The sequence below is a fragment of the Desulfobaculum senezii genome (genome assembly GCF_054657395.1).
Genome location: NZ_BAAHYU010000003.1, coordinates 725,902 through 745,810 on the forward strand (window position 1 = coordinate 725,902; position 19,909 = coordinate 745,810).

At 60.3% G+C, this 19,909-nt stretch carries 9 protein-coding genes; 8 read left to right on the forward strand and 1 reads right to left on the reverse strand.

Translation table 11 applies throughout. The features are described 5' to 3' along the window. Positions 1-2: 2 nt before the first annotated feature. On the reverse strand, positions 3-1,928 hold the full coding sequence (locus ACYQ2T_RS12300) for a hypothetical protein (RefSeq protein WP_459900917.1): 1,926 nt from the start codon (positions 1,926-1,928) through the stop codon (positions 3-5). A gap of 660 nt (positions 1,929-2,588) precedes the next feature. On the opposite strand from ACYQ2T_RS12300, the gene ACYQ2T_RS12305 reads away from it, so the two are divergent. The 8 genes from ACYQ2T_RS12305 to ACYQ2T_RS12340 all read left to right on the forward strand — a co-directional run bounded on the left by ACYQ2T_RS12305 (position 2,589) and on the right by ACYQ2T_RS12340 (position 19,817). Next, on the forward strand, positions 2,589-5,240 hold the full coding sequence (locus ACYQ2T_RS12305) for an ATP-binding protein (protein WP_459900919.1): 2,652 nt from the start codon (positions 2,589-2,591) through the stop codon (positions 5,238-5,240). Further along, the gene (locus ACYQ2T_RS12310) at positions 5,230-6,696 is read left to right on the forward strand and encodes a sigma-54-dependent transcriptional regulator (protein ID WP_459900920.1); all 1,467 of its coding nucleotides are present in this window, start codon (positions 5,230-5,232) and stop codon (positions 6,694-6,696) included. Before ACYQ2T_RS12305 ends, ACYQ2T_RS12310 begins: the two co-directional genes overlap by 11 nt. Before the next feature lie 409 nt (positions 6,697-7,105). After that, the gene (gene nifJ, locus ACYQ2T_RS12315; RefSeq protein WP_459900921.1) at positions 7,106-10,762 is read left to right on the forward strand and encodes a pyruvate:ferredoxin (flavodoxin) oxidoreductase; all 3,657 of its coding nucleotides are present in this window, start codon (positions 7,106-7,108) and stop codon (positions 10,760-10,762) included. Positions 10,763-11,874: 1,112 nt separating this feature from the next. Next, positions 11,875-13,587: an L-lactate permease gene (locus tag ACYQ2T_RS12320; RefSeq protein ID WP_459900923.1), complete on the forward strand. Its 1,713-nt coding sequence runs from the start codon at positions 11,875-11,877 to the stop codon at positions 13,585-13,587. Positions 13,588-13,723: 136 nt separating this feature from the next. After that, positions 13,724-15,103 carry an FAD-binding oxidoreductase gene (locus tag ACYQ2T_RS12325; RefSeq protein WP_459900925.1) on the forward strand — a complete coding sequence of 460 codons (1,380 nt, stop codon included), beginning with the start codon at positions 13,724-13,726 and terminating at the stop codon, positions 15,101-15,103. Between the two features lie 4 nt (positions 15,104-15,107). After that, the gene (locus tag ACYQ2T_RS12330; protein WP_404843506.1) at positions 15,108-16,403 is read left to right on the forward strand and encodes a (Fe-S)-binding protein; all 1,296 of its coding nucleotides are present in this window, start codon (positions 15,108-15,110) and stop codon (positions 16,401-16,403) included. A 54-nt stretch (positions 16,404-16,457) separates the two neighbouring features. Then, a complete protein-coding gene (gene pta, locus ACYQ2T_RS12335; protein ID WP_459900927.1) occupies positions 16,458-18,572 on the forward strand; it encodes a phosphate acetyltransferase in 2,115 nt (704 codons plus the stop codon). A gap of 27 nt (positions 18,573-18,599) precedes the next feature. Beyond that, positions 18,600-19,817 carry an acetate kinase gene (locus ACYQ2T_RS12340; protein WP_459900929.1) on the forward strand — a complete coding sequence of 406 codons (1,218 nt, stop codon included), beginning with the start codon at positions 18,600-18,602 and terminating at the stop codon, positions 19,815-19,817. The last annotated feature ends 92 nt before the right edge of the window (positions 19,818-19,909 follow it).

Sequence of the window (19,909 nt, forward strand, 5' to 3'; positions counted from 1 at the left end):
GGCTACCTTTCCACGTTGACGTGCAGGATGAAGTGCAGGCCCGTATTGGCGCCACGGCCCACCAGTTCGCGGCTGTGGACCACGGGGTCCGAGAACAGCGGCGAGCTTTGCAGGGTGACGATGTAGGACGCCAGAATGGAGTCGCGCGACTCTTCGGCGTCGGGGATGGTGCCTTCAAGGACAAGCAGGCGCGGCGGCTCGGTGTTGCGGGCGCGGCGGGCGCGCTTGTCCTTTTTAGGCGCGGCTTCGGCCCCGAGGGTCAGGTCCAGCTGCCGGATTTTGATGGCCTCTGGCGTCAGGGTGCCGACCTCGCGCAGAACGGCCAGCCCCTCGTACTTGCGGGCGAGGGCCTTGAGGTCGCGCTGTTTGTTTTGCACCTGCGACGCCATCTTGAGCAGCAATTGCTCGTTGACGGGCGGGGCGTAGGCGGCAATTTGCCTGTTGACGGCGTCCAGCTTGGTCTGCACGGCGCTTTCCTGCATGCTCTGCCAGCCGAACACACCGCCCAGCAGGGCGATGGCGGCGAGGAAGGTCGCGTAGATGATGCGCGCCTGCCGTGCGGCTTGCCAGTCCCGGTCGCGCTGGGCGTAGTTGCGCAGCAGGTTCGGGGTGGTTGCCGTGTCCGAGAAAGCGAGGGCCGCAGGAAGGTTGAACTCCATGCGCCGCGCTTCGGAGCGGGGCGGCGCGGTTTCGGCGCTGGCAAGTGTGGACGACGCCAGCGGATCAAAGAGGCCGCAGTCCAACGAGAGCTGCTCGCACAGAAAGTTTCGGATGGGCGCACTGGCCGCCACTTGCCCGGACAGCAGGATGCGGCGGACCGCGTCGCCGCCTTCGGCGTTGACGTAGTGGTTGAAGGTGCGCTCAATCTGCCGCACAAGGCGGTCGAGGGCGGGGCGGATAAGGGCCATGACCTCGTCGGTGCTGAGTTCCGCGCCGGGGGCGTTGTCGTCGATGGACTCCCCAAGCAGCCGCGCGAGGATGAGCGCCTTGGCTTCGCCGTCGGTAAGCTCGGTGGCCGGGGCGGGAGCCGGCGCGGCGGGGGCTGGCTCCTCGGGGTGGACCTCAAGCTCAAAGTCAACGCCATCCAGCGAGGTTGGCGCGTCGTCTGTGGCTTCCATGTCCAGATCAATGACCGGAACATCGTCCTCCGCCGGCTGCGGGGCGACTGCGGGCATGGAGTAGGCGGCCTGAAGCTCCTCCACCATGCTGCCCAGACCGGCCTTGATGCCGCGGCTCATGACAAGGTTGTCACCGTCAAAGACATCAATGCGCGACCAGCCGCGGCCGATGAAGACCGAGGCGCAGGTTCCGGCGCCGCGCGCCAAATCCGTAGAGCGGATGGCGGTTTGCAGGGCCAGAGGCGGGATGGTCGCGCCTGCGGGCTCAAAGCCGGCATCGCGCAGCATATCCACGGAGCGTTTGAGGGCCTTGCGGGGCACGGTGTAGGCGATGGCCTGCAACTTGGGGATGCCCTTGTCCAGCACCTCGCCCTGCACTTCAAAGTCCAGAAGCTGTTCGGCTTCATTGATGGACTTGTCGCGTTTGATGGCCCAGCAGAATGTTTCGGATTCGCGCTTTTTGGGCACCTTGGGGATGCGCACGCGCCACAGGTCGGCCTCCGCAGTGGGGACAAGCACCCAGATGTCGGGATTGGCGCTGCCTGCAACGGCGGAAATTTGCATGCGAAGGAACTCGGCAAAGCCCGCGCTGCCCGGTCCGGCTTGCGGCGGGTAGGGGGTTTCGCGCAGGGTGCGGAGCATGGTGCGGCCGCCGCTGCGTTCCATAACGGCAATGCGCAGCGCGTACGGGGCAATGTCCAGCCCAAGGGTGATGCCCTTGGCCTTGCCGCCACGCAGTGCGCCGCGTGTGTCCTTTGGTGATGTGGAGCCGTCTGCCGATTGAACGGTTGACGCCGTCGTCTCAGCCACGTGAGCTGACGGTGCTGATGAGGCGTCCCCCCGGATCGTCCTCAGCAGGCGCTCCGTAGAGCTAGAGTCATTACGAGTCGCCAATTCCCCCTCCGTCTCAGCAAGCGGCCAGCGGCGCGCCCCTGCGATTGGGTGGTCGTGAACAGGATGTGGCCGACATGGCCACAAGGAAATATTTCCAAATTAATAAAAGCAAGGGGTGTGTCCCGCGCACCTTCCCCCCCCGAGATAGCGCGCAAAAAAGGAACGACCTATTACAAACACCGTTTACGTTATGTCAATGCCATTGCCAAGAAAATAGGGGTGTCTCCCTATTAGGCTGGGAATTGATAGGTATTTCCCATGGGAAAGGCTGGCTGGACTGGTGCGCAGGAGCGCGTCTTCCGCACGTCCAATGCGGGGGCCGCGGAGCCGTCTGCGACGCGGCTTCGCACAGCAGCGCGCCATAGACCCGTTGCCGTCCCCGGTGTGTGTCTTGGCCTTCCGTTTGCGCGCAAAAGCGGGCATGCTGAAGCTGACGCGTGTGGGCATGGGGGGTGCACTGTGGCACTGCCATTGCAAAAAACCACGGCGGGCCAACACTTTTCGTAAACGGCCATATCGTTGTAAGCGCAATTATATTGCGATGGCAATACATGAAATCAGCATCTGAGGTTTGGGATGAAGAGGCGTATTTTGCGGCTGGTGCTGCCTGTGCTCTGCGCGCTTGTGTGTGTGCTGCCGTTTGGCGGTGACGCGGGCGCGGCTCCGGTGCGGGGGAATATCCTGTACCTGAACTCCTACCATGACGGGTATTCGTGGTCCGACGATATATTCGAGGGACTGCGCGAAGGCTTGCAGGGCCACAGCGAGGTGGAGTTGCAGGTGGAGTACATGGACTACAAGAAGTACGAACTCGGCTTCCTGTCGTCCCTGCTTGGCGATTTGTACAAGCGCAAATTCCGGGGCATGCACTTTGACGTCATTGTCCTGTCCGACAATAACGCATTCAATTTCTATCTTGAGCGCGGGGCGGAGCTGTTTCCCGGCGTTCCGGCAGTATTCTGCGGCATCAACGACTTTTCGCCCGAGGTGATCTCCGGGCGCGACATGACGGGCGTGGTGGAAAACTTTGACGTGGCCGATACCCTCGGCATCGCCCTGAAGTTCCACCCTGAAAAGAAGCGCCTTGTCATTATCGGTGATGAATCCGTTACCGGTGTGGCCATCCGAAACCAGCTGCTGGACGCCACCCCCCGCTTCAAGGACCGGCTGGACGTTGAGTACTGGTCCGGATTCGACACCGACGAACTGCGCAAGCAGGTGCGCGAGGCCTCGGACGACACGTTTTTCTTCTTCATCCCCTTCTATCAGTCCATCAAGGGGCGCTTTTATTCCGCGGCGGAGCTATTGGAGATTGCGTCTCGGAATACGTCGTCGCCCATCTACTCCAGTTGGGAGTTTCTCCTAGGGCATGGGATTGTTGGCGGAAAGCTGCTTTCCGGGCAGGAGCATGGGCGCAAGGCCGCAGAACTCGCCCTTCGCGTGCTGGGCGGTGAGCGGGCTGGGGATATCCCCGTGGTGCATTCCACCCCCAGCCGTTTCGAATTCGACTACAACCAGCTGCAGAAGATGGGCATTGATGAGAGCGAATTGCCCGTGGACAGCATCATCGTCAACGCGCCGAAGGCGTTTTACGAGGTGGACCGCGGGCTGTTTTGGACCATCATGGTCAGTTTCTTCCTGCTGATGGTGACGACGCTGTTTCTTGTGCGCAATATCGCCCGCCGCCGCATGGCGGAGATGGAGATGGAAAAGCAGCTGTCCTTTCAGGAAATCCTCATGGACACCATCCCCATGCTGGTGACGTGGAAGGGCCGCAAGCAGATTTACCTTGGCGCAAACCGCTACTTTGCGGATTTCTTTGGCCTTGCCTCGCCCAGCAAGATTATTGGGCGCAAGGAATCCGCCATCCCGGTGCTCAATGACTATCTGCAATGGGATGAGCCGCTGGACAGGCAGGTCATGGAGACGGAGCGCCCCATCCGCCGCCAGCGCCGCACGGTCATCAACGCCAAGGGCCAGACCTGCGTGCTGGAAGTGAACAAGGTGCCCCTGCTCGACGAGAAGGGCAATGTCATGGGCACCCTGACCACGGGTGAGGACGTCACCAAGGAAGCCAACCTTGAAAAGCAGCTGCTCCAGTCGCAAAAGATGGAAGCCATCGGCACGCTGGCGGGCGGCATTGCCCATGATTTCAACAATATCCTGACATCCATCATCAACTCCACGGAGCTGGCCCAGCTGGATGTGGACACCCAGACCCCGGCGGGGCAGGATTTGGAGCGCGTGCTCAAGGCCGCGCAGCGCGGCAGTGGATTGGTCAAAAAAATTCTGACCTTCTCGCGCCCCTCGCAGGAGGGCTTCCAATATGTCAAGATTGAGGACGTGGTGCGCGACGCCGTGGGCCTGCTCAAGGCCTCTCTGCCGCGCAATATCAAGGTCACCACGCAGATAGGCAATGAAATGGGCACCTGCCTTGCGGACCCGACGCAGATTCATCAGGTGGTGATGAACCTGTGCACCAACGCCTTCCACGCGCTGCGGCCCACGGGCGGGCGGCTGGAGATTACGCTGGAGACCGAGGAAATCGACGTCTCCACCTCCGAGCTGCGCAACCTGCCGCCGGGCAGTTATGCGGTGCTGACCGTGGCGGACAATGGGCCCGGCATTCCGCCTGAGATTGTGGACAAGATTTTTGATCCGTTCTTTACCACCAAGGGCAAGGCCGAGGGAACCGGCCTTGGTCTCGCCGTGGTGCTGGGCATCATCAAGGTGCACAAGGGCAGTGTGGAAGTGACCAGCGCGCCGGGAATGCGGACCGCTTTCGTCGTCAGATTGCCACGCGTGGCAAAAGAGACTGGCGAGAGTGCCGGGAGCGTGGTATCCGCAACTCCCGGACAGGGACGCATCCTCTTCGTCGAAGACGACCCGGACCAGCTGGCCACCATCCCCCGCGTTTTGGAAATGCTGGGATACCGTGTGGTGCCCGTGCACGACGCGGCAGCCGGGCTGGACCGCATCGCCCACGACGACACGCCGTTTGACCTCGTCATCACGGACTATGACATGCCGGGGCAAAACGGTGTGGAATTGGCCCGCAGTCTTGCCGAGGTGTCGCCCGACATGCCCGTGCTCATGGTCTCCGGACGCGAGCGGGCGGTGCAGGCGGCGCAGGCCATGCCGAACATCGTGAAGGTTGTGCTTAAACCCTACGACAGAAACACCCTGTCCGAAGCCATAAGGGAAATCTTGCAGACCAATGCTCAATGACGAGAACATATTCGGGAACATCCTCGTTGTGGACGACGACCCCGAGGTCCGCGGGACCATGGAGAGCCTGCTGGGGCGTATGCTCCTGCACTGCGAAACCGCGGGCACGCTGGCTGATGGCCTGCGGGCCATGCGCGAGCGCGACTTCGACGTGGTCTTCCTCGACGTCCGTCTGCCCGACGGCAACGGACTGGATGCGCTTCCCGAAATCAAATCCATCCCCGGTTCGCCGGAAGTCATTATCCTCACCGGGCAGGGTGACCCGGATGGGGCGGAATTGGCTATTCAGGGCGGCGTGTGGGACTATTTGGTCAAGCCAACGCCCATCAAGCAGACCATGCTCAGCGTGCAGCGCGCCCTCAAATACCGTGAGGAAAAGCGCGCCGAAGCTCCGGTCATTGCCCTGAACCTTGAAAATGTGGTGGGCCATGGCCCCGGCATGCACACCGTCTTTGACCAGATGGCGCAGGCCGCGCGCTCGGCCTCGTCCACCCTTATCACCGGCGAGACCGGCACGGGTAAGGAACTCACAGCCCGCACCATCCACGAAAACGGTCCCCGCCGCGACGGGCGTTTTGTGGTGGTGGACTGCGCCTCCCTCACCGAAACGCTGGTGGAGAGTACGCTCTTCGGCCACCGCAAGGGCGCGTTCACCGGCGCGGATAAGGACCGTACCGGTCTGGTCAAAATGGCCGACGGCGGCACCCTGTTCCTCGACGAAGTCGGCGAGATGCCCCTTTCCCTCCAGAAGTCCTTCCTGCGCGTTTTGCAGGAAAAGCGCTTTAGGCCCGTGGGGTCTACGCAGGAGGAAAAGAGCGACTTCCGCCTCATTGCGGCCACCAACAAGGACCTTGAGTCCATGGTCCGGGACAGCGACTTCCGCGAGGACCTGCTGTTCCGCCTCAAGACCATCACCATTGAACTGCCGCCCCTGCGCAGCCGCGCCGAGGACATCCGCCCGCTGGCCATTCATCACATCAACAAGCTGTGCGAGGACTACAAGCTGCCCGTCAAGGGCTTTGGGTCGGACTTTTTTGATGTGCTTGGAGCCTATGGCTGGCCCGGCAACGTCCGCGAGCTGTTCAACGTGCTGGAGCGCGCCTTTGTGGCCTCCGGGCAGGAGAAGACGCTGTACGCCATGCATCTGCCGCAGGACGTGCGCATCAAGGTTGCCAAGGCCACGCTGGAGGGCGGCAAGGACGACCAGCCCGCATCCAGCGCGCCCGGCATGCCGCCTGCCGGTGGCCCGGCGCAGGACGCCGCCTCGTGGCTGGAGGCGCAGTTTGACGGCGAGGTGCCCAGCCTCAAGGACTTCAAGTCCCGCATGGAAAAGCATTATCTGGAGTATCTTCTCCAGCGCTATGACGGCGAACTGTCTACAATTCTTGAGATTTCCGGTCTTTCTCGCTCGCATTATTACGCGCTGCTGAAGAAGATGGGCATCTCCTCAAAATGATGTTTCGGCTGTCCTTTTTTTCAGACAGCTGACACTTTGTCCGAAAAAACAGACCGCGGGCCGGTCCCGGGGGGCGGATGCCGTCCACCCGTTGATTTCAGCGCTTCGGCGGATTTTTTGTGGACAACTTATACTCGAAATGGAAGGAAGAAGATGGTAGTGGCTGTATGCCACTGGTTGAGCGAATAAACAGGTGCGTGGGCATTTCGTCCGAAAAAACAGACTTTCCGGCCGCGGAAGTGGCCGGTGGGTTCGTACGGTTTATCGCCAATTTCCCGGTTTTGCAGGGAAAAAGAAATGGTAAGGTTCTGGCACGGTTCTTGTTGGCTTTGTGGCGCTTTTCCCACATGTCCGCGGGTTCCGTGCCGATGCATCGGAAACCGTTTCATGAATCTTAAGGAGAGGATTTATGCCTAAACACATGAAGACCATGGATGGCAATACAGCCACTGCGCATATCGCATATGCGCTGTCCGACTGTTCCGCCATCTATCCCATCACCCCGTCGTCCACAATGGGCGAGGTGGCTGATGAAATGGCAGCACAGGGCCGCAAGAACATCTTCGGCCAGATTGTGAACGTCAAGCAGATGCAGTCCGAGGCGGGCGCCGCTGGTGCCGTTCACGGTTCCTTGGCTGCCGGCGCGCTGACCTCTACGTTCACCGCGTCTCAGGGTCTGCTGCTGATGATCCCCAACATGTACAAGATCTCCGGCGAGCTGCTGCCCGGCGTGTTCCACGTCTCCGCACGCGCTCTTGCCGCGCACGCTCTGTCCATCTTTGGCGATCATCAGGACGTCATGGCCTGCCGCCAGACTGGCTTCGCCATGCTGGCCTCCGCATCCGTGCAGGAAGCCATGGACCTCGCTCTGGTCGCGCACCTGTCCGCCATCGACAGCAACGTTCCGTTCATGCACTTCTTTGACGGCTTCCGTACCTCTCATGAGATTCAGAAGATCGAAGTCATCGACTACGAGGACATCAAGAAGATCGTTAACTGGGAAGCCATCGAAGAGTTCCGCCAGCGCGGAGCCAATCCGGAACACCCCGAGATTCGCGGCACCGCCCAGAACCCCGATATCTACTACCAGGGTCGCGAGGCATGTAACTCGTTCTACAACGAGCTGCCCTCCATCGTTCTGGAGAACATGAAGAAGGTCGAGTCCATCACCGGCCGCCGCTACCGCCTGTTCGACTACGTCGGCCACGAGGAAGCTGAGCGCGTCATCATCGCCATGGGCTCCGGCTGTGAAGCCATTGAAGAGGTCATCAACCACCTCGTCGCCAAGGGCGAGCGCGTTGGCCTCGTGAAGGTGCGCCTGTTCCGCCCCTGGTCCACCGACGCTCTGCTGTCCGTGGTGCCGGCTACCGCCACCTCCATCACCGTGCTCGACCGCACCAAGGAACCCGGCGCACTGGGCGATCCGCTCTACCAGGACGTCTGCACCGCTTTCATGGAACGCGGCGAAATGCCCACCATCGTTGCCGGCCGCTACGGCCTGGGCTCCAAGGAGTTCACCCCCGGCATGGTCAAGGCCATCTTCGACAACATGAAGGTGAACCAGCCCAAGACCAAGTTCAACGTGGGCATCAACGACGACGTCACCCACACTTCCCTCGAAGTGTCCGACGTGGTCGACACCACCCCCGAAGGCACCGTGCAGTGCAAGTTCTGGGGCCTGGGTGCCGACGGCACCGTTGGCGCCAACAAGAGCGCCATCAAAATCATCGGCGACAACACCGACATGTTCGCACAGGGATACTTCGCCTACGACTCCAAGAAGTCCGGCGGTATCACCATCTCTCACCTGCGCTTCGGTGAAAAGCCCATCCAGTCCACCTACCTCATCAACCATGCCGACTACGTGGCCTGTCACAACCCGGCCTACGTGCACCAGTACGACCTGCTGGACGGCATCAAGGACGAAGGCGTGTTCGTGCTGAACTGCCCCTGGTCTGTTGAGCAGATGGAAAAAGAAATCCCCGCTTCCCTCCGCCGCGAAATCGCTGAGAAGAAGCTCAAGTTCTACACCATCGACGCCGTGAAGATCGCTGGCGAAGTGGGCCTTGGCGGCCGTATCAACATGGTCATGCAGACCGCGTTCTTCAAGCTCGCCAACGTCATTCCCTTCGATCAGGCCGTGAAGCTCCTCAAGGACGCTATCGTCAAGGCCTACGGCAAGAAGGGCGAAAAGATCGTCAACATGAACCACCAGGCTGTGGACAAGGCCGCCGACGCTATCGTCGAGGTCAAGGTGCCCGAGTCCTGGCTGACTGCTGCCGATGACTGCTGCCGCGGCGGCAAGGCCGAGCCCGAGTACATCACCGACGTGGTTCGTCCCATCCTCGCCCAGAAGGGCGACGATCTGCCCGTGTCCGCCTTCGAGGCTGACGGTCTGGCTCCTGTTGGCACCGCTGCCTTTGAAAAGCGCGGCGTTGCCATCAACGTGCCCGAGTGGATCCCCGAAAACTGCATCCAGTGCAACCAGTGCTCCTTCGTGTGCCCCCACGCCGCCATTCGTCCCTTCGTGGCCAATGAGAATGAGCTGGACGGCGCCCCCGAGACCTTCGCAACCATCGACGTGAAGGCCCCCAAGGAAATGAAGGGCATGAAGTACCGCATGCAGGTTTTCGCTCAGGACTGCCTCGGCTGCGGCAACTGCGCAGACATCTGCCCCGCCAAGGACAAGGCTCTCGTCATGAAGCCCCTGCACACCCAACTCGACGCTCAGGTGGAGAACCTCGACTTCGCCTCCGCCAACATCAGCGACAAGAGCGACCTGCTCGCCAAGCGCGACAACGTGAAGAACTCCCAGTTCTTCCAGCCGCTCATCGAGTTCTCCGGCGCCTGTGCTGGCTGTGGTGAGACCCCCTACGTGAAGGTGCTGACCCAGCTCTTCGGTGAGCGCATGGTCATCGCCAACGCCACCGGTTGCTCCTCCATCTGGGGCGCTTCCGCACCCACCACCCCCTACTGCACCAACCGCAACGGCCACGGCCCGACCTGGGGTAACTCCCTGTTCGAGGACGCCGCCGAATTCGGTTACGGCATGTCCATGGGTGTCATCCAACGCCGCAACAAGCTCGCCGACCTCGTGCAGGAAGCCATCGCTTCCGACATCCCGGCCGAGCTGAAAGAAACCATGCAGAACTGGCTGGACAACAAGGACGACGCCGACCTCTCCAAGAAGTACGGCGATCAGCTCCGCGGCCAGCTGTGCGAAGTGGCTCCCACCGCGCTCCTCGACGAGATCTTCTCCATGGAAGACCTCTTCACCAAGAAGTCCTTCTGGGTCTTCGGTGGCGACGGCTGGGCCTACGACATCGGCTTCGGCGGCGTGGACCACATCCTCGCTTCCGGCGAAGACGTCAACGTGTTCGTCATGGACACCGAGGTGTACTCCAACACCGGTGGCCAGTCCTCCAAGGCAACGCCCCTCGGCTCCATCGCCAAGTTCGCTGCCTCCGGTAAGAAGACCGGCAAGAAGGACCTCGGCCAGATGGCTATGACCTACGGTTACGTCTACGTGGCCTCCGTGGCCATGGGCGCCAACAAGCAGCAGATGATGAAGGCCATCAAGGAAGCAGAAGCTTACCCCGGTCCTTCCCTGATCATCTGCTACGCCCCCTGCATCAACCAGGGCATCCGTAAGGGCATGGGCCGCTCCCAGTACGAGCAGGAACTGGCCGTCAAGTCCGGTTACTGGCCCCTGTACCGCTACAACCCCGAGCTCGCAGAAGAAGGCAAGAACCCCTTCATCTTCGAGTCCAAGGACCCCGACGGATCCATCCAGGAGTTCATGGGCGGCGAAAACCGCTACGGCCTGCTGGAACGTACCTTCCCCGAGGAGTCCAAGAAGCTCCGCGCAGCCATCGAGCAGCAGTACATGCACCGCTTCGAGTACTACAAGTCTCTCGCAGCGCTCGAAGGCCCCAAGGTCGTCAGCCCTGACGACGTTGAGCTGAAGGGTGGCGAAGCTGGCGAACAGTGCGCCACCGCCGCAACCCCCGAGCATGCCCGCCCCGAATCCGGCGAAGCATGCGACGACGGCCGCAAGGGCAAATAAGCTCTCGTAAGCCATCGTCATACGACGCTCTCTAAGAGGGGCGCGGCATCAGCCGCGCCCCTCTTTTTTTGTGTCCAGCGCTTAGAGGCGTTGATGCGGGAGGAATGGGGCGGGCTGTGATGAGGGGGGGGTGGGGCGAGGGGAGAAGGCGGGAAGGCAGTTGCTCCGCAGGCTCAAGGGCCGTGGGCCCTTGAGAATCCCATGTGCGCACAGGCCGGGTGCCGGTATCGGGGGCGGTCGTCACCCCTGTGTGGCTCTCGTCCGTGGAGATGGGGAAGAATTTTTGGGGGCGTTGGGCTCAGTGAAGACCGGTGAGAATCCCTGTCTGGCTGTTCGAAAGACGAAAGGCAGAAGAATCCGCCCGCCCAGCCCTCTTGTTCGGGCGGCTTCCGTCCAAAAAAATCCTAGGGAATTGCAATTCACCTCTTTTCTTTGAGCAGCTCTGCTCTCTTGAGCTCCTAGGTCGTTCGGCCTGAAGGGACGAAGAGCCGTAGAGATCAAGTCGCCGGTGGCCCTCTTCCTCCCTGATTGTGGCCTTTCGGCCAAAAAAAGTGCACCTCAGCGCAAAATTTTTGCGTCGCGTTCGTTCGGATATTCGTACATGGCGGGGTTTTGTCCACTGCCGTGGACCTTCAAAAAGAGCCATTTTGTTCACTTTTGCGGGAAAAAGTGTCCCGCAAAAGTGAACGTCAACCCGTAAACCAAGGAATCATGCGGGAAATATGAAATTTCACCAGAAGGGGACTGTCGTCCGATTTTTCAGATTTTGAGGGACCGTCTGAATTGCCGGACACCCTTTAGAAATGGCACAAACCCGTGTAGTATACTGCGTAACTGGGATGCTGTCTGAGGCGCTTTGTGAAAAAGAGTAAACTATTTGAGCTGATTAGATGGATTGCGGAAAGTGAAGCGTCCTAGGGATGATCGGTGTTTTTGTGAGTCCTTTTTTTCAGACAGTGTGTTGATTTTTGTGCGCGGGATCACAAAGGGTGAATTTCGGTAACAAGCTGAAATCATTGCTAAAATGAGATGAACGCAGTTTTGGCACGCTATTTGTTGAAGAGGGTGTGGATTATCGTTCAACCTCTAACTCGCTTTCCAAGGAGCCTTCTATGTCCATAGGAGTTTTGGCCCTTGTCGCCGTTCTTCCCATAGCGCTCGCACTGGTGCTTATGGTGGGCCTTCGTTGGCCTGCAACCAAAGCTATGCCTCTGGCGTGGCTTGTTACCGCACTGGGCGCTATTTTGGCGTGGCAGCTGCCTACCGGGTACGTGGCCGCTCTGACTCTTCAGGGCTTTGTAACTGCCATTGGCATTTTGATCATTGTCTTTGGCGCAATCCTCATTCTGTACACGTTGCAGTACAGTGGTGGTATGGAAACCATTCAGTACGGCTTCCAGAATATTTCTCGCGACAGACGCGTGCAGGCCATCATCATTGGCTACATGTTCGCGGCGTTCATTGAGGGTGCTGCTGGCTTCGGCACTCCCGCTGCGCTGGCTGCACCGCTGCTGCTGAGCCTCGGCTTTCCGCCGCTGGCTGCCGCCGTTATCTGTTTGGTGTACAACTCCTTCCCCGTGACCTTCGGTGCTGTTGGTACGCCTGTCGTCCTCGGCCTGAAGTTCCTGAAGGACCTTGTGGAAGCTGCTGCCGTTTCCGGTCTTGCGGGTGTGAACTTTACCAGCATGGAGTCGTTCAACATGCTGGTTGGCAAGTGGGCTACGCTGCTGCACCTGCCCATGATCTTTATCCTTCCTGTGTTCACGCTGGGCTTCATCACCCGTGTGTTCGGCCCCAACCGCTGCTGGTCTGACGGTTTTAAGGCATGGAAGTTCTGCATGTTTGCGGCGGTGTCCTTCACCGTGCCGTACATGATTTTCGCATGGTTTGTCGGACCCGAATTCCCGTCCATGATTGGCGGCCTGATCGGTCTCGGCATTCTGATTTTTGGTGCCAAGCGTGGCTTCTGCGTGCCTGAGGACACGTGGGACTTTGGTCCTCACAGCAAGTGGGAGGCCGAATGGACTGGTTCAATCGCCCCTGACGAAAAGGCTGAGTTCCGCCCGCACATGACCCAGTTCCGCGCTTGGGTCCCCTACGTGCTTATCGGCCTCATCCTTGTCATCACCCGTATCCCCGAGCTTGGCCTGAAGGGCTTCCTCGCTGCCCAGAAGATTTCCTTCACCAACATCCTTGGATACGAGGGCGTTAACGGTGCCATCGCGTACCTGTACCTGCCCGGCACCATTCCCTTTATCCTTGTTGCCATCCTGACCATCTTCATCCATGGCATGAACGGTGATGGAGTGAAGCGGGCATGGACCGAGTCCATCGCAAAGATGAAGAACCCCGCCATTGCGCTGTTCTTTGCTGTGGCGCTGGTGTCCATCTTCCGCGGTTCCGGTGTTGGCAACGAGCTGTTCAACCCCAACGGCTACCCCTCCATGCCGCTGGCAATGGCGAAGATGGTTGCCGCCATGGTTGGCAATGCTTGGCCGATGTTTGCCTCCTTCGTTGGTGGTCTTGGCTCCTTCATCACTGGCTCCAACACGGTTTCCGACCTGCTGTTTGCTGAGTTCCAGTGGGGCGTTGCCACCACGCTTGACCTGCCCCGCCAGATCATCGTGGCCGCTCAGGCCGTTGGTGGCGGCATGGGCAACATGGTGTGCATCCACAACATTGTGGCTGTGTGCGCCGTGGTTGGCCTGTCCGGCATGGAAGGTCAGATCCTCAAGAAGACCGTTTGGCCCTTCCTGCTGTACGGTCTGGTCGTTGGCATTGTTGCCAGCCTGATGAGCTTCGTCTTCTTCCCGCACCTCTTCTAAGCGGCGAAGAATTGAAGGGTTTCTCGCCGCGAAAGTGGCCCGAAACCAATACAACGTGTGTATGTCGAGATGCCGGGGGCGGGCTTTCCGCCCCCGGTCCATCTCGTAACGTCAGCCCAGAGTTCAGGAGAGTACGATGAATGATGCCCTGATAAAGGAATTTCAAGCCGTAGTCGGCAAAGAGAACGTAATGGACGCCGAGCCTGACAAGCAGGCGTACTCGTACGACTCTGCCGTTCTTGATCCTGTAATCCCCGAACTGGTTGTTCGCCCGACCAATAGTGAACAACTTGGCAAGGTTGTGGCGCTCTGCAACGAGAACGGCATGCCTATTACGCCTCGCGGCGCTGGCACCAATCTCTCCGGCGGAACCATTCCGGGCCGCAATGGCGTGGTGATTCTCACCAATGCCATGAACAAGATTCTTGAGATTAACGAGGAAGACCTGTACGCAGTGGTCCAGCCCGGCGTTGTCACGGCGCAGTTCGCGAACGAGGTTGCCAAGCGCGGTCTGTTCTATCCTCCGGACCCGGGTTCTCAGAACGTCTCCACTCTGGCTGGCAACGTGGCCGAGAACGCAGGTGGCCTGCGTGGCCTCAAGTACGGCGTCACCAAAGACTATGTCATGGGCGTCGATTTCTTTGACGTAAACGGTGGACTGGTGAAAACCGGCTCCCGTACGGTCAAGTGTGTGACCGGATTCAATCTTTCCGCACTGCAGGTGGCGGGCGAGGGCAGCCTCGGCGTCATCAACGAGATTATCCTCAAGCTCGTGGCACCGCCGCAGGACAACAAGGCCATGATGGCCGTGTTCGATTCCATCGACAAAGCCTCCGAGACGGTTGCAGCCATCATCGCCAACAAGATCGTGCCCTGCACCCTTGAGCTGATGGACAAGAAGACCATCGAGCTGGTGGAAGCCTTCACCAAGGTTGGCCTGCCCACCGAGGCAGACGCCATCCTCCTCATCGAGGTTGACGGCCACCCCGCACAGGTTGCCGACGAAGCCGAAAAGGTTATCGAAATCGCCAAGAAGTGCGGCGCCATCGACGTGAAGGCCGCCAAGGACGCTGCCGAGCGCCATAACATTTGGGAAGCCCGCCGCGCGGCTCTGCCCGCGCTTGCCCGCGCCAGACCGACCACCGTTCTGGAAGACGCCACTGTGCCGCGCTCCCAGATCCCAAACATGATCCGCTCCATCAACGAGATTGCCAAGAAGCACGACGTGATGATTGGCACCTTCGGCCATGCTGGCGACGGCAACCTGCACCCGACCATCCTGTGCGACCGCCGCGACAAGGCCGAGTTCGAGCGTGTGGAAGCTGCTGTTGACGAAATCTTCGACGTGGCACTGTCCCTCAAGGGCACGCTGTCCGGCGAACATGGCATTGGTCTTGCGAAGGCCAAATGGCTGGAGAAGGAGACCTCCAAGGCGACCATCGACTACGCCAAGAAGATCAAGGCGGCCGTGGACCCGAAGGGTATCCTGAACCCCGGCAAGATCATAGGAGCGTAGAGGAATGGCTGACTTGCAAAAACTCGCAACCATGCTGCAGGAGCTGGATGACCAGATGGTCGCCTGCATGAAGTGCGGCATGTGTCAGGGCGTGTGCCCCGTGTTTGCGGAATCCATGTCCGAGGCCGACGTCACGCGCGGCAAGATCGCGCTGCTGGAGAATCTGGCGCACGAGATGATCAAGGACGCCGACGGCGTTAAGGAACGTCTGAACAAGTGCCTGCTGTGCGGTTCCTGCGCGGCTAGCTGTCCTTCTGGTGTTCGGATTATGGACATCTTCCTGAAGGCGCGCTGCATTGTGAACGGCTACCTTGGCCTTTCTCCGGCCAAGAAGGCTATCCTTCGCGGTATGCTCACCCGCCCGAAGCTGTTCAACGCCCTGCTGGACGTTGGCGGCAAGTTCCAGGGACTGGTGACCTCCAAGGCGGACGACATTATCGGAACGTCCTGCTCCAAGCTGATGAGCCCCATCATCGGCGACAGGCACTTCAAGCCGCTGGCGAAGAAGGCCTTCCACCGCGAAGTTCCGAGTTTGGATACCACGCCGGGCGCTTCTGGCATTAAGATTGCTTTCTATCCCGGATGCGCTGTGGACAAGTTCTTCCCCAGTGTCGGCATGTCCGCGCTGAAGATCTTCAAGCACCACGGCGTTGGCGTGTTCATGCCCGAAGGGCAGGCATGCTGCGGACTTCCGTCGCTGGCTTCCGGCGATATGGAGTCCTTTATGCGGCTGGTGCAGAAGAACGTGGAGATGTTCGGCAAGGTGCCGTTCGACTATTTGGTCACTCCCTGCGGCTCCTGCACGGCAGCATTCAAGGAAGTGTGGCCCAAGTTTGCCGCGGAGATGCCCTCCGCCATTCGCCACACGGCGATGGAGCTGGCCGACAAGGCCATCGACATCAACCAGTTCATTGTGGACAAGCTCGGCGTCGAGGTTGCGGAAGAGGCCCCCAAGGGCGGCACTCCCGTCACGTACCACGACCCGTGCCATTTGGATAAGTCGTTGCACGTCACCGCGCAGCCCCGTGCTCTGCTGAAATCAAACCCGGCCTACGACTTCCGGGAGATGAACGAGCACAACAGGTGTTGCGGGAATGGCGGCAGTTTTAACCTCTATCACTACGACGTTTCCAAGAAGATCGGTGAACGCAAACGACAGAACATCGTCGACTCCGGGGCCAAGGTCGTCACGACCGGCTGTCCCGCATGTATGCTGCAGATGAGCGATCTGCTCTCGCAGCACGGCGATGGCATCACCGTAAAGCATGTCATCGAGATCTACGCGGAAACGCTCGGCTAACAAACCGCGTACGGGCGGCGGCCATGGCCGCCGCCCGGAAACAGAGGAATCGCCATGTCGAAAAATCTGTACATCACCGCAACCGAGTCCCGGAGCGGAAAGTCGGCCATCGCCCTCGGCGTGATGCAGCTGCTCACGCGCGATGTGCGCAAGGTCGCCTTCTTCCGTCCCATCATCAACAATAATGCTGATGGTGCCCGGGACCACGACATCAACCTCATCCTCAAGCAGTTCAATCTGGACATCGCCTACGAGGACACCTACGCCTGCACGCTGACCGAGGCCCGCGAACTGACCAACAGCGGCCAGCACGCTCAGCTGCTTGAGAACATCCTTGCCAAGTACAAGGCCCTGGAGGCCGAGTACGACTTTGTGCTGTGCGAAGGCACGGACTTTCAGGGCAAGGACGCCGCTTTTGAGTTTGACCTCAACGCCGACATCGCCGCCAACCTCGGTTGCCCGGTGATGCTCATCGTTTCCGGCCGAGCCAAGAGCGACGAGGAGATTGTCGAATCCACCCAGCTGACCATCGACACGATGGAGGAGAAGGGTGTTGAAGTTGTTGCGGCTGTTGTGAACAGGGCCGAAAAGGATGCGGACATCGCCTCCATCAAGTCCGACATCGAATGCAAGGTGCGCTGCGCCCAGCCCCTGTCCGTCTACGTCATTCCGGAGGAGGAAGGCCTCGGCAATCCCACCATCAAGGACGTGATGAGCTGGCTGGACGCCAAGGTCCTGTACGGACATGGCCGCCTGGAAACGCTGGTGGACGACTACCTCGTCGCCGCCATGCAGATTGGCAACTTCCTCGACTATCTTTCCAAGGGCAGCCTCATCGTCACCCCCGGTGACCGTGAAGACATCATCATTACCGCTCTGGCGTCCCGGCTGTCTGGCGCCTACCCCGACATCTCCGGCATCGTCCTGACTGGCGGCCTGGAGCCTTCGGCCAACATGCACCGCCTTATCGAAGGCTGGACCGGCGTGCCGCTGCCCATCCTTTCCGTGAAGGGCCACACCTACCAGACCACGCAGAAGCTGGCCGAACTCTACGGCCGCATCGACCCCGAGGACCAGCGCAAGATTGCCCTTGCCCTCGGCACCTTCGAGAGCCACGTCAACGGCGCGGAACTCTCCGAGCGTCTGGTTGCCAGAAAGTCCACCAAGGTCACCCCGAAGATGTTCGAGTACAACCTTGTGGAAAAGGCCAAGAGCCACAGAATGCGCATCGTTATGCCCGAGGGCGAGTGCGACCGCATCCTGCTTGCCGCCGAAATTCTGCTGCGCCGCAATGTGTGCGAGGTCATCATCCTTGGCAACACCGCCAAGCTGAAGGCCAAAGTGTCCGAGCTGGGCGTCAACCTCGACGGCGCAACCATCATCGACCCCGCCACCTCCGACCTGCTGGACGAGTACGCGCAGACCTACTTTGAGGCGCGCAAGCACAAGGGCATCCTCATTGACGAAGCCCGCGACAAGATGCTCGACCCCACGTACTTCGGTACCATGATGGTGCACAAGGACCACGCCGACGGCATGGTTTCCGGCGCCATCAACACCACGGCCCACACCATCCGTCCGGCCTTTGAGTTCGTGAAGACCAAGCCCGAGGCGTCCATCGTCTCCAGCGTGTTCCTCATGTGCCTGAAGGACCGCGTCCACGTCTTCGGCGACTGCGCCGTGAACCCGAACCCCAACGCCCAGCAGCTGGCCGAGATTGCCATCGGCTCCGCCGAGACGGCCCGCATCTTTGGTGTGGACCCCCGCGTGGCCATGCTGTCCTACTCCACGGGCGCTTCCGGCAAGGGTGCCGACGTTGAAAAGGTGAAGGAAGCCACCGCGCTGGCCAAGGAAAAGGCCCCCGAACTGCCGCTCGAAGGTCCGCTCCAGTTCGACGCCGCCGTGGATCCCGACGTGGCCGCCACCAAGATGCCCGGCAGCGATGTTGCGGGCAAGGCGACCGTGTTCATCTTCCCGGACCTGAACACCGGCAACAACACCTACAAGGCAGTGCAGCGTTCCTCCGTTGGCGCGGTGGCCATTGGTCCCGTGCTGCAGGGCCTCAACAAGCCCGTGAACGACCTGTCCCGTGGCTGCACCATCCCCGATATCGTGAACACCGTGGCTATTACCGCCATTCAGGCGCAGGCTGAAAAAGGGCTCGTCTAGGCCCGTTTGAATAGAAAGGATAGAAACATGAAGATTTTGGTTATCAATTCCGGCAGCTCCTCCATCAAGTATCAGCTGTTTGACATGGCCGCCGACACCGTGCTGGCCAGCGGCGTTGTGGAGCGCATCGGTCTGGACATGGGTGTCCTCTCCCACAAGCGCTTCCCCGACACCGATCAGGAATCCAAGAGCGTTTTCGAACAGCCCATCGCGGACCATGAGGTCGGCATGGAGCTGGTCATCGAGAAGCTGGTCTCCAAGGAGATTGGCGTTATCACCGATACGTCCGAGATCGAAGGCGTGGGTCACCGTATCGTCCACGGCGGCGAAAAGTACACCACTCCCATGATCGTTACCGAGGAAGTGAAGAAGGGCATTGAAGAGGTTGCACCTCTCGCGCCCCTGCACAACCCCGGTCACCTCGCCGGCATCAACGTGGCCCAGCGCCTGTTCCCCAATGCCGGTCATGTGGTTGTGTTCGACACCGCCTTCCATCAGACCATGCCCCCGCACGCGTACCACTACGCGCTGCCCTACGAGATGTACGAGGAACTGCACGTGCGCCGCTACGGCTTCCACGGCACCTCCCACCGCTACGTGGCCGGTCAGGCCGCCGAGCTGCTGGAGCGCCCGCTGGACGAGCTGAACCTCATCACCGTTCACCTTGGCAACGGCAGCTCCGTGACCGCCATCAAGGACGGCAAGTGCATCGACACCTCCATGGGCCTCACCCCCACCGGCGGCGTCATCATGGGCACCCGTACCGGCAACATTGACCCCACCATCCTTGGCTTCATCGCCCGCGAAAAGGGCATGACCATCGATGAACTGGACGAAATGGTCACCAAGAAGTCCGGCCTGCAGGGCCTGTGCGGCATGTCCGACCTGCGCGACATCCACGCCGCCTGCGAAAAGGGCGACGAGCGCGCCCAGCTTGCTCTGGACATGCTGTGCCACCGTGTGCGCCAGTACATCGGTGCCTACATGGCCGAACTCGGCCGCGTTGACGGCATCGTCTTCACCGCCGGCATCGGCGAGAACGACGACATCGTCCGCGCCAAGACCCTGAGCGGTCTGGAGAACTTCGGCATCGAGCTGGACGCCGAAGCCAACGCCCAGCGCCCCGGCGACTGGATGCGCATCTCCACCGAAAGCTCCCGCACGCCTGTGTTCGTCATCCGCACGAACGAAGAGCTTGCCATCGCGCAGCACACTGAGGCCCTCATCGGCACCAAGTCTGCGTAATCCACTCACATAAGGGTAGGGACCTCCTCTGTGCCGGAGGTCCCTGCCTTTTCTTTAAGGAATCCGCGTCCTGACGGAGTGCGGAATGGACA

Coding starts and splice junctions, on each gene's coding strand:
- ACYQ2T_RS12305 (WP_459900919.1), top strand. CDS start 2,589: ATGAAGAGGCGTATTTTGCGGCTGGTGCTGCCTGTGCTCTGCGCGCTT.
- ACYQ2T_RS12310 (WP_459900920.1), top strand. CDS start 5,230: ATGCTCAATGACGAGAACATATTCGGGAACATCCTCGTTGTGGACGAC.
- nifJ (WP_459900921.1), top strand. CDS start 7,106: ATGCCTAAACACATGAAGACCATGGATGGCAATACAGCCACTGCGCAT.
- ACYQ2T_RS12320 (WP_459900923.1), top strand. CDS start 11,875: ATGTCCATAGGAGTTTTGGCCCTTGTCGCCGTTCTTCCCATAGCGCTC.
- ACYQ2T_RS12325 (WP_459900925.1), top strand. CDS start 13,724: ATGAATGATGCCCTGATAAAGGAATTTCAAGCCGTAGTCGGCAAAGAG.
- ACYQ2T_RS12330 (WP_404843506.1), top strand. CDS start 15,108: ATGGCTGACTTGCAAAAACTCGCAACCATGCTGCAGGAGCTGGATGAC.
- pta (WP_459900927.1), top strand. CDS start 16,458: ATGTCGAAAAATCTGTACATCACCGCAACCGAGTCCCGGAGCGGAAAG.
- ACYQ2T_RS12340 (WP_459900929.1), top strand. CDS start 18,600: ATGAAGATTTTGGTTATCAATTCCGGCAGCTCCTCCATCAAGTATCAG.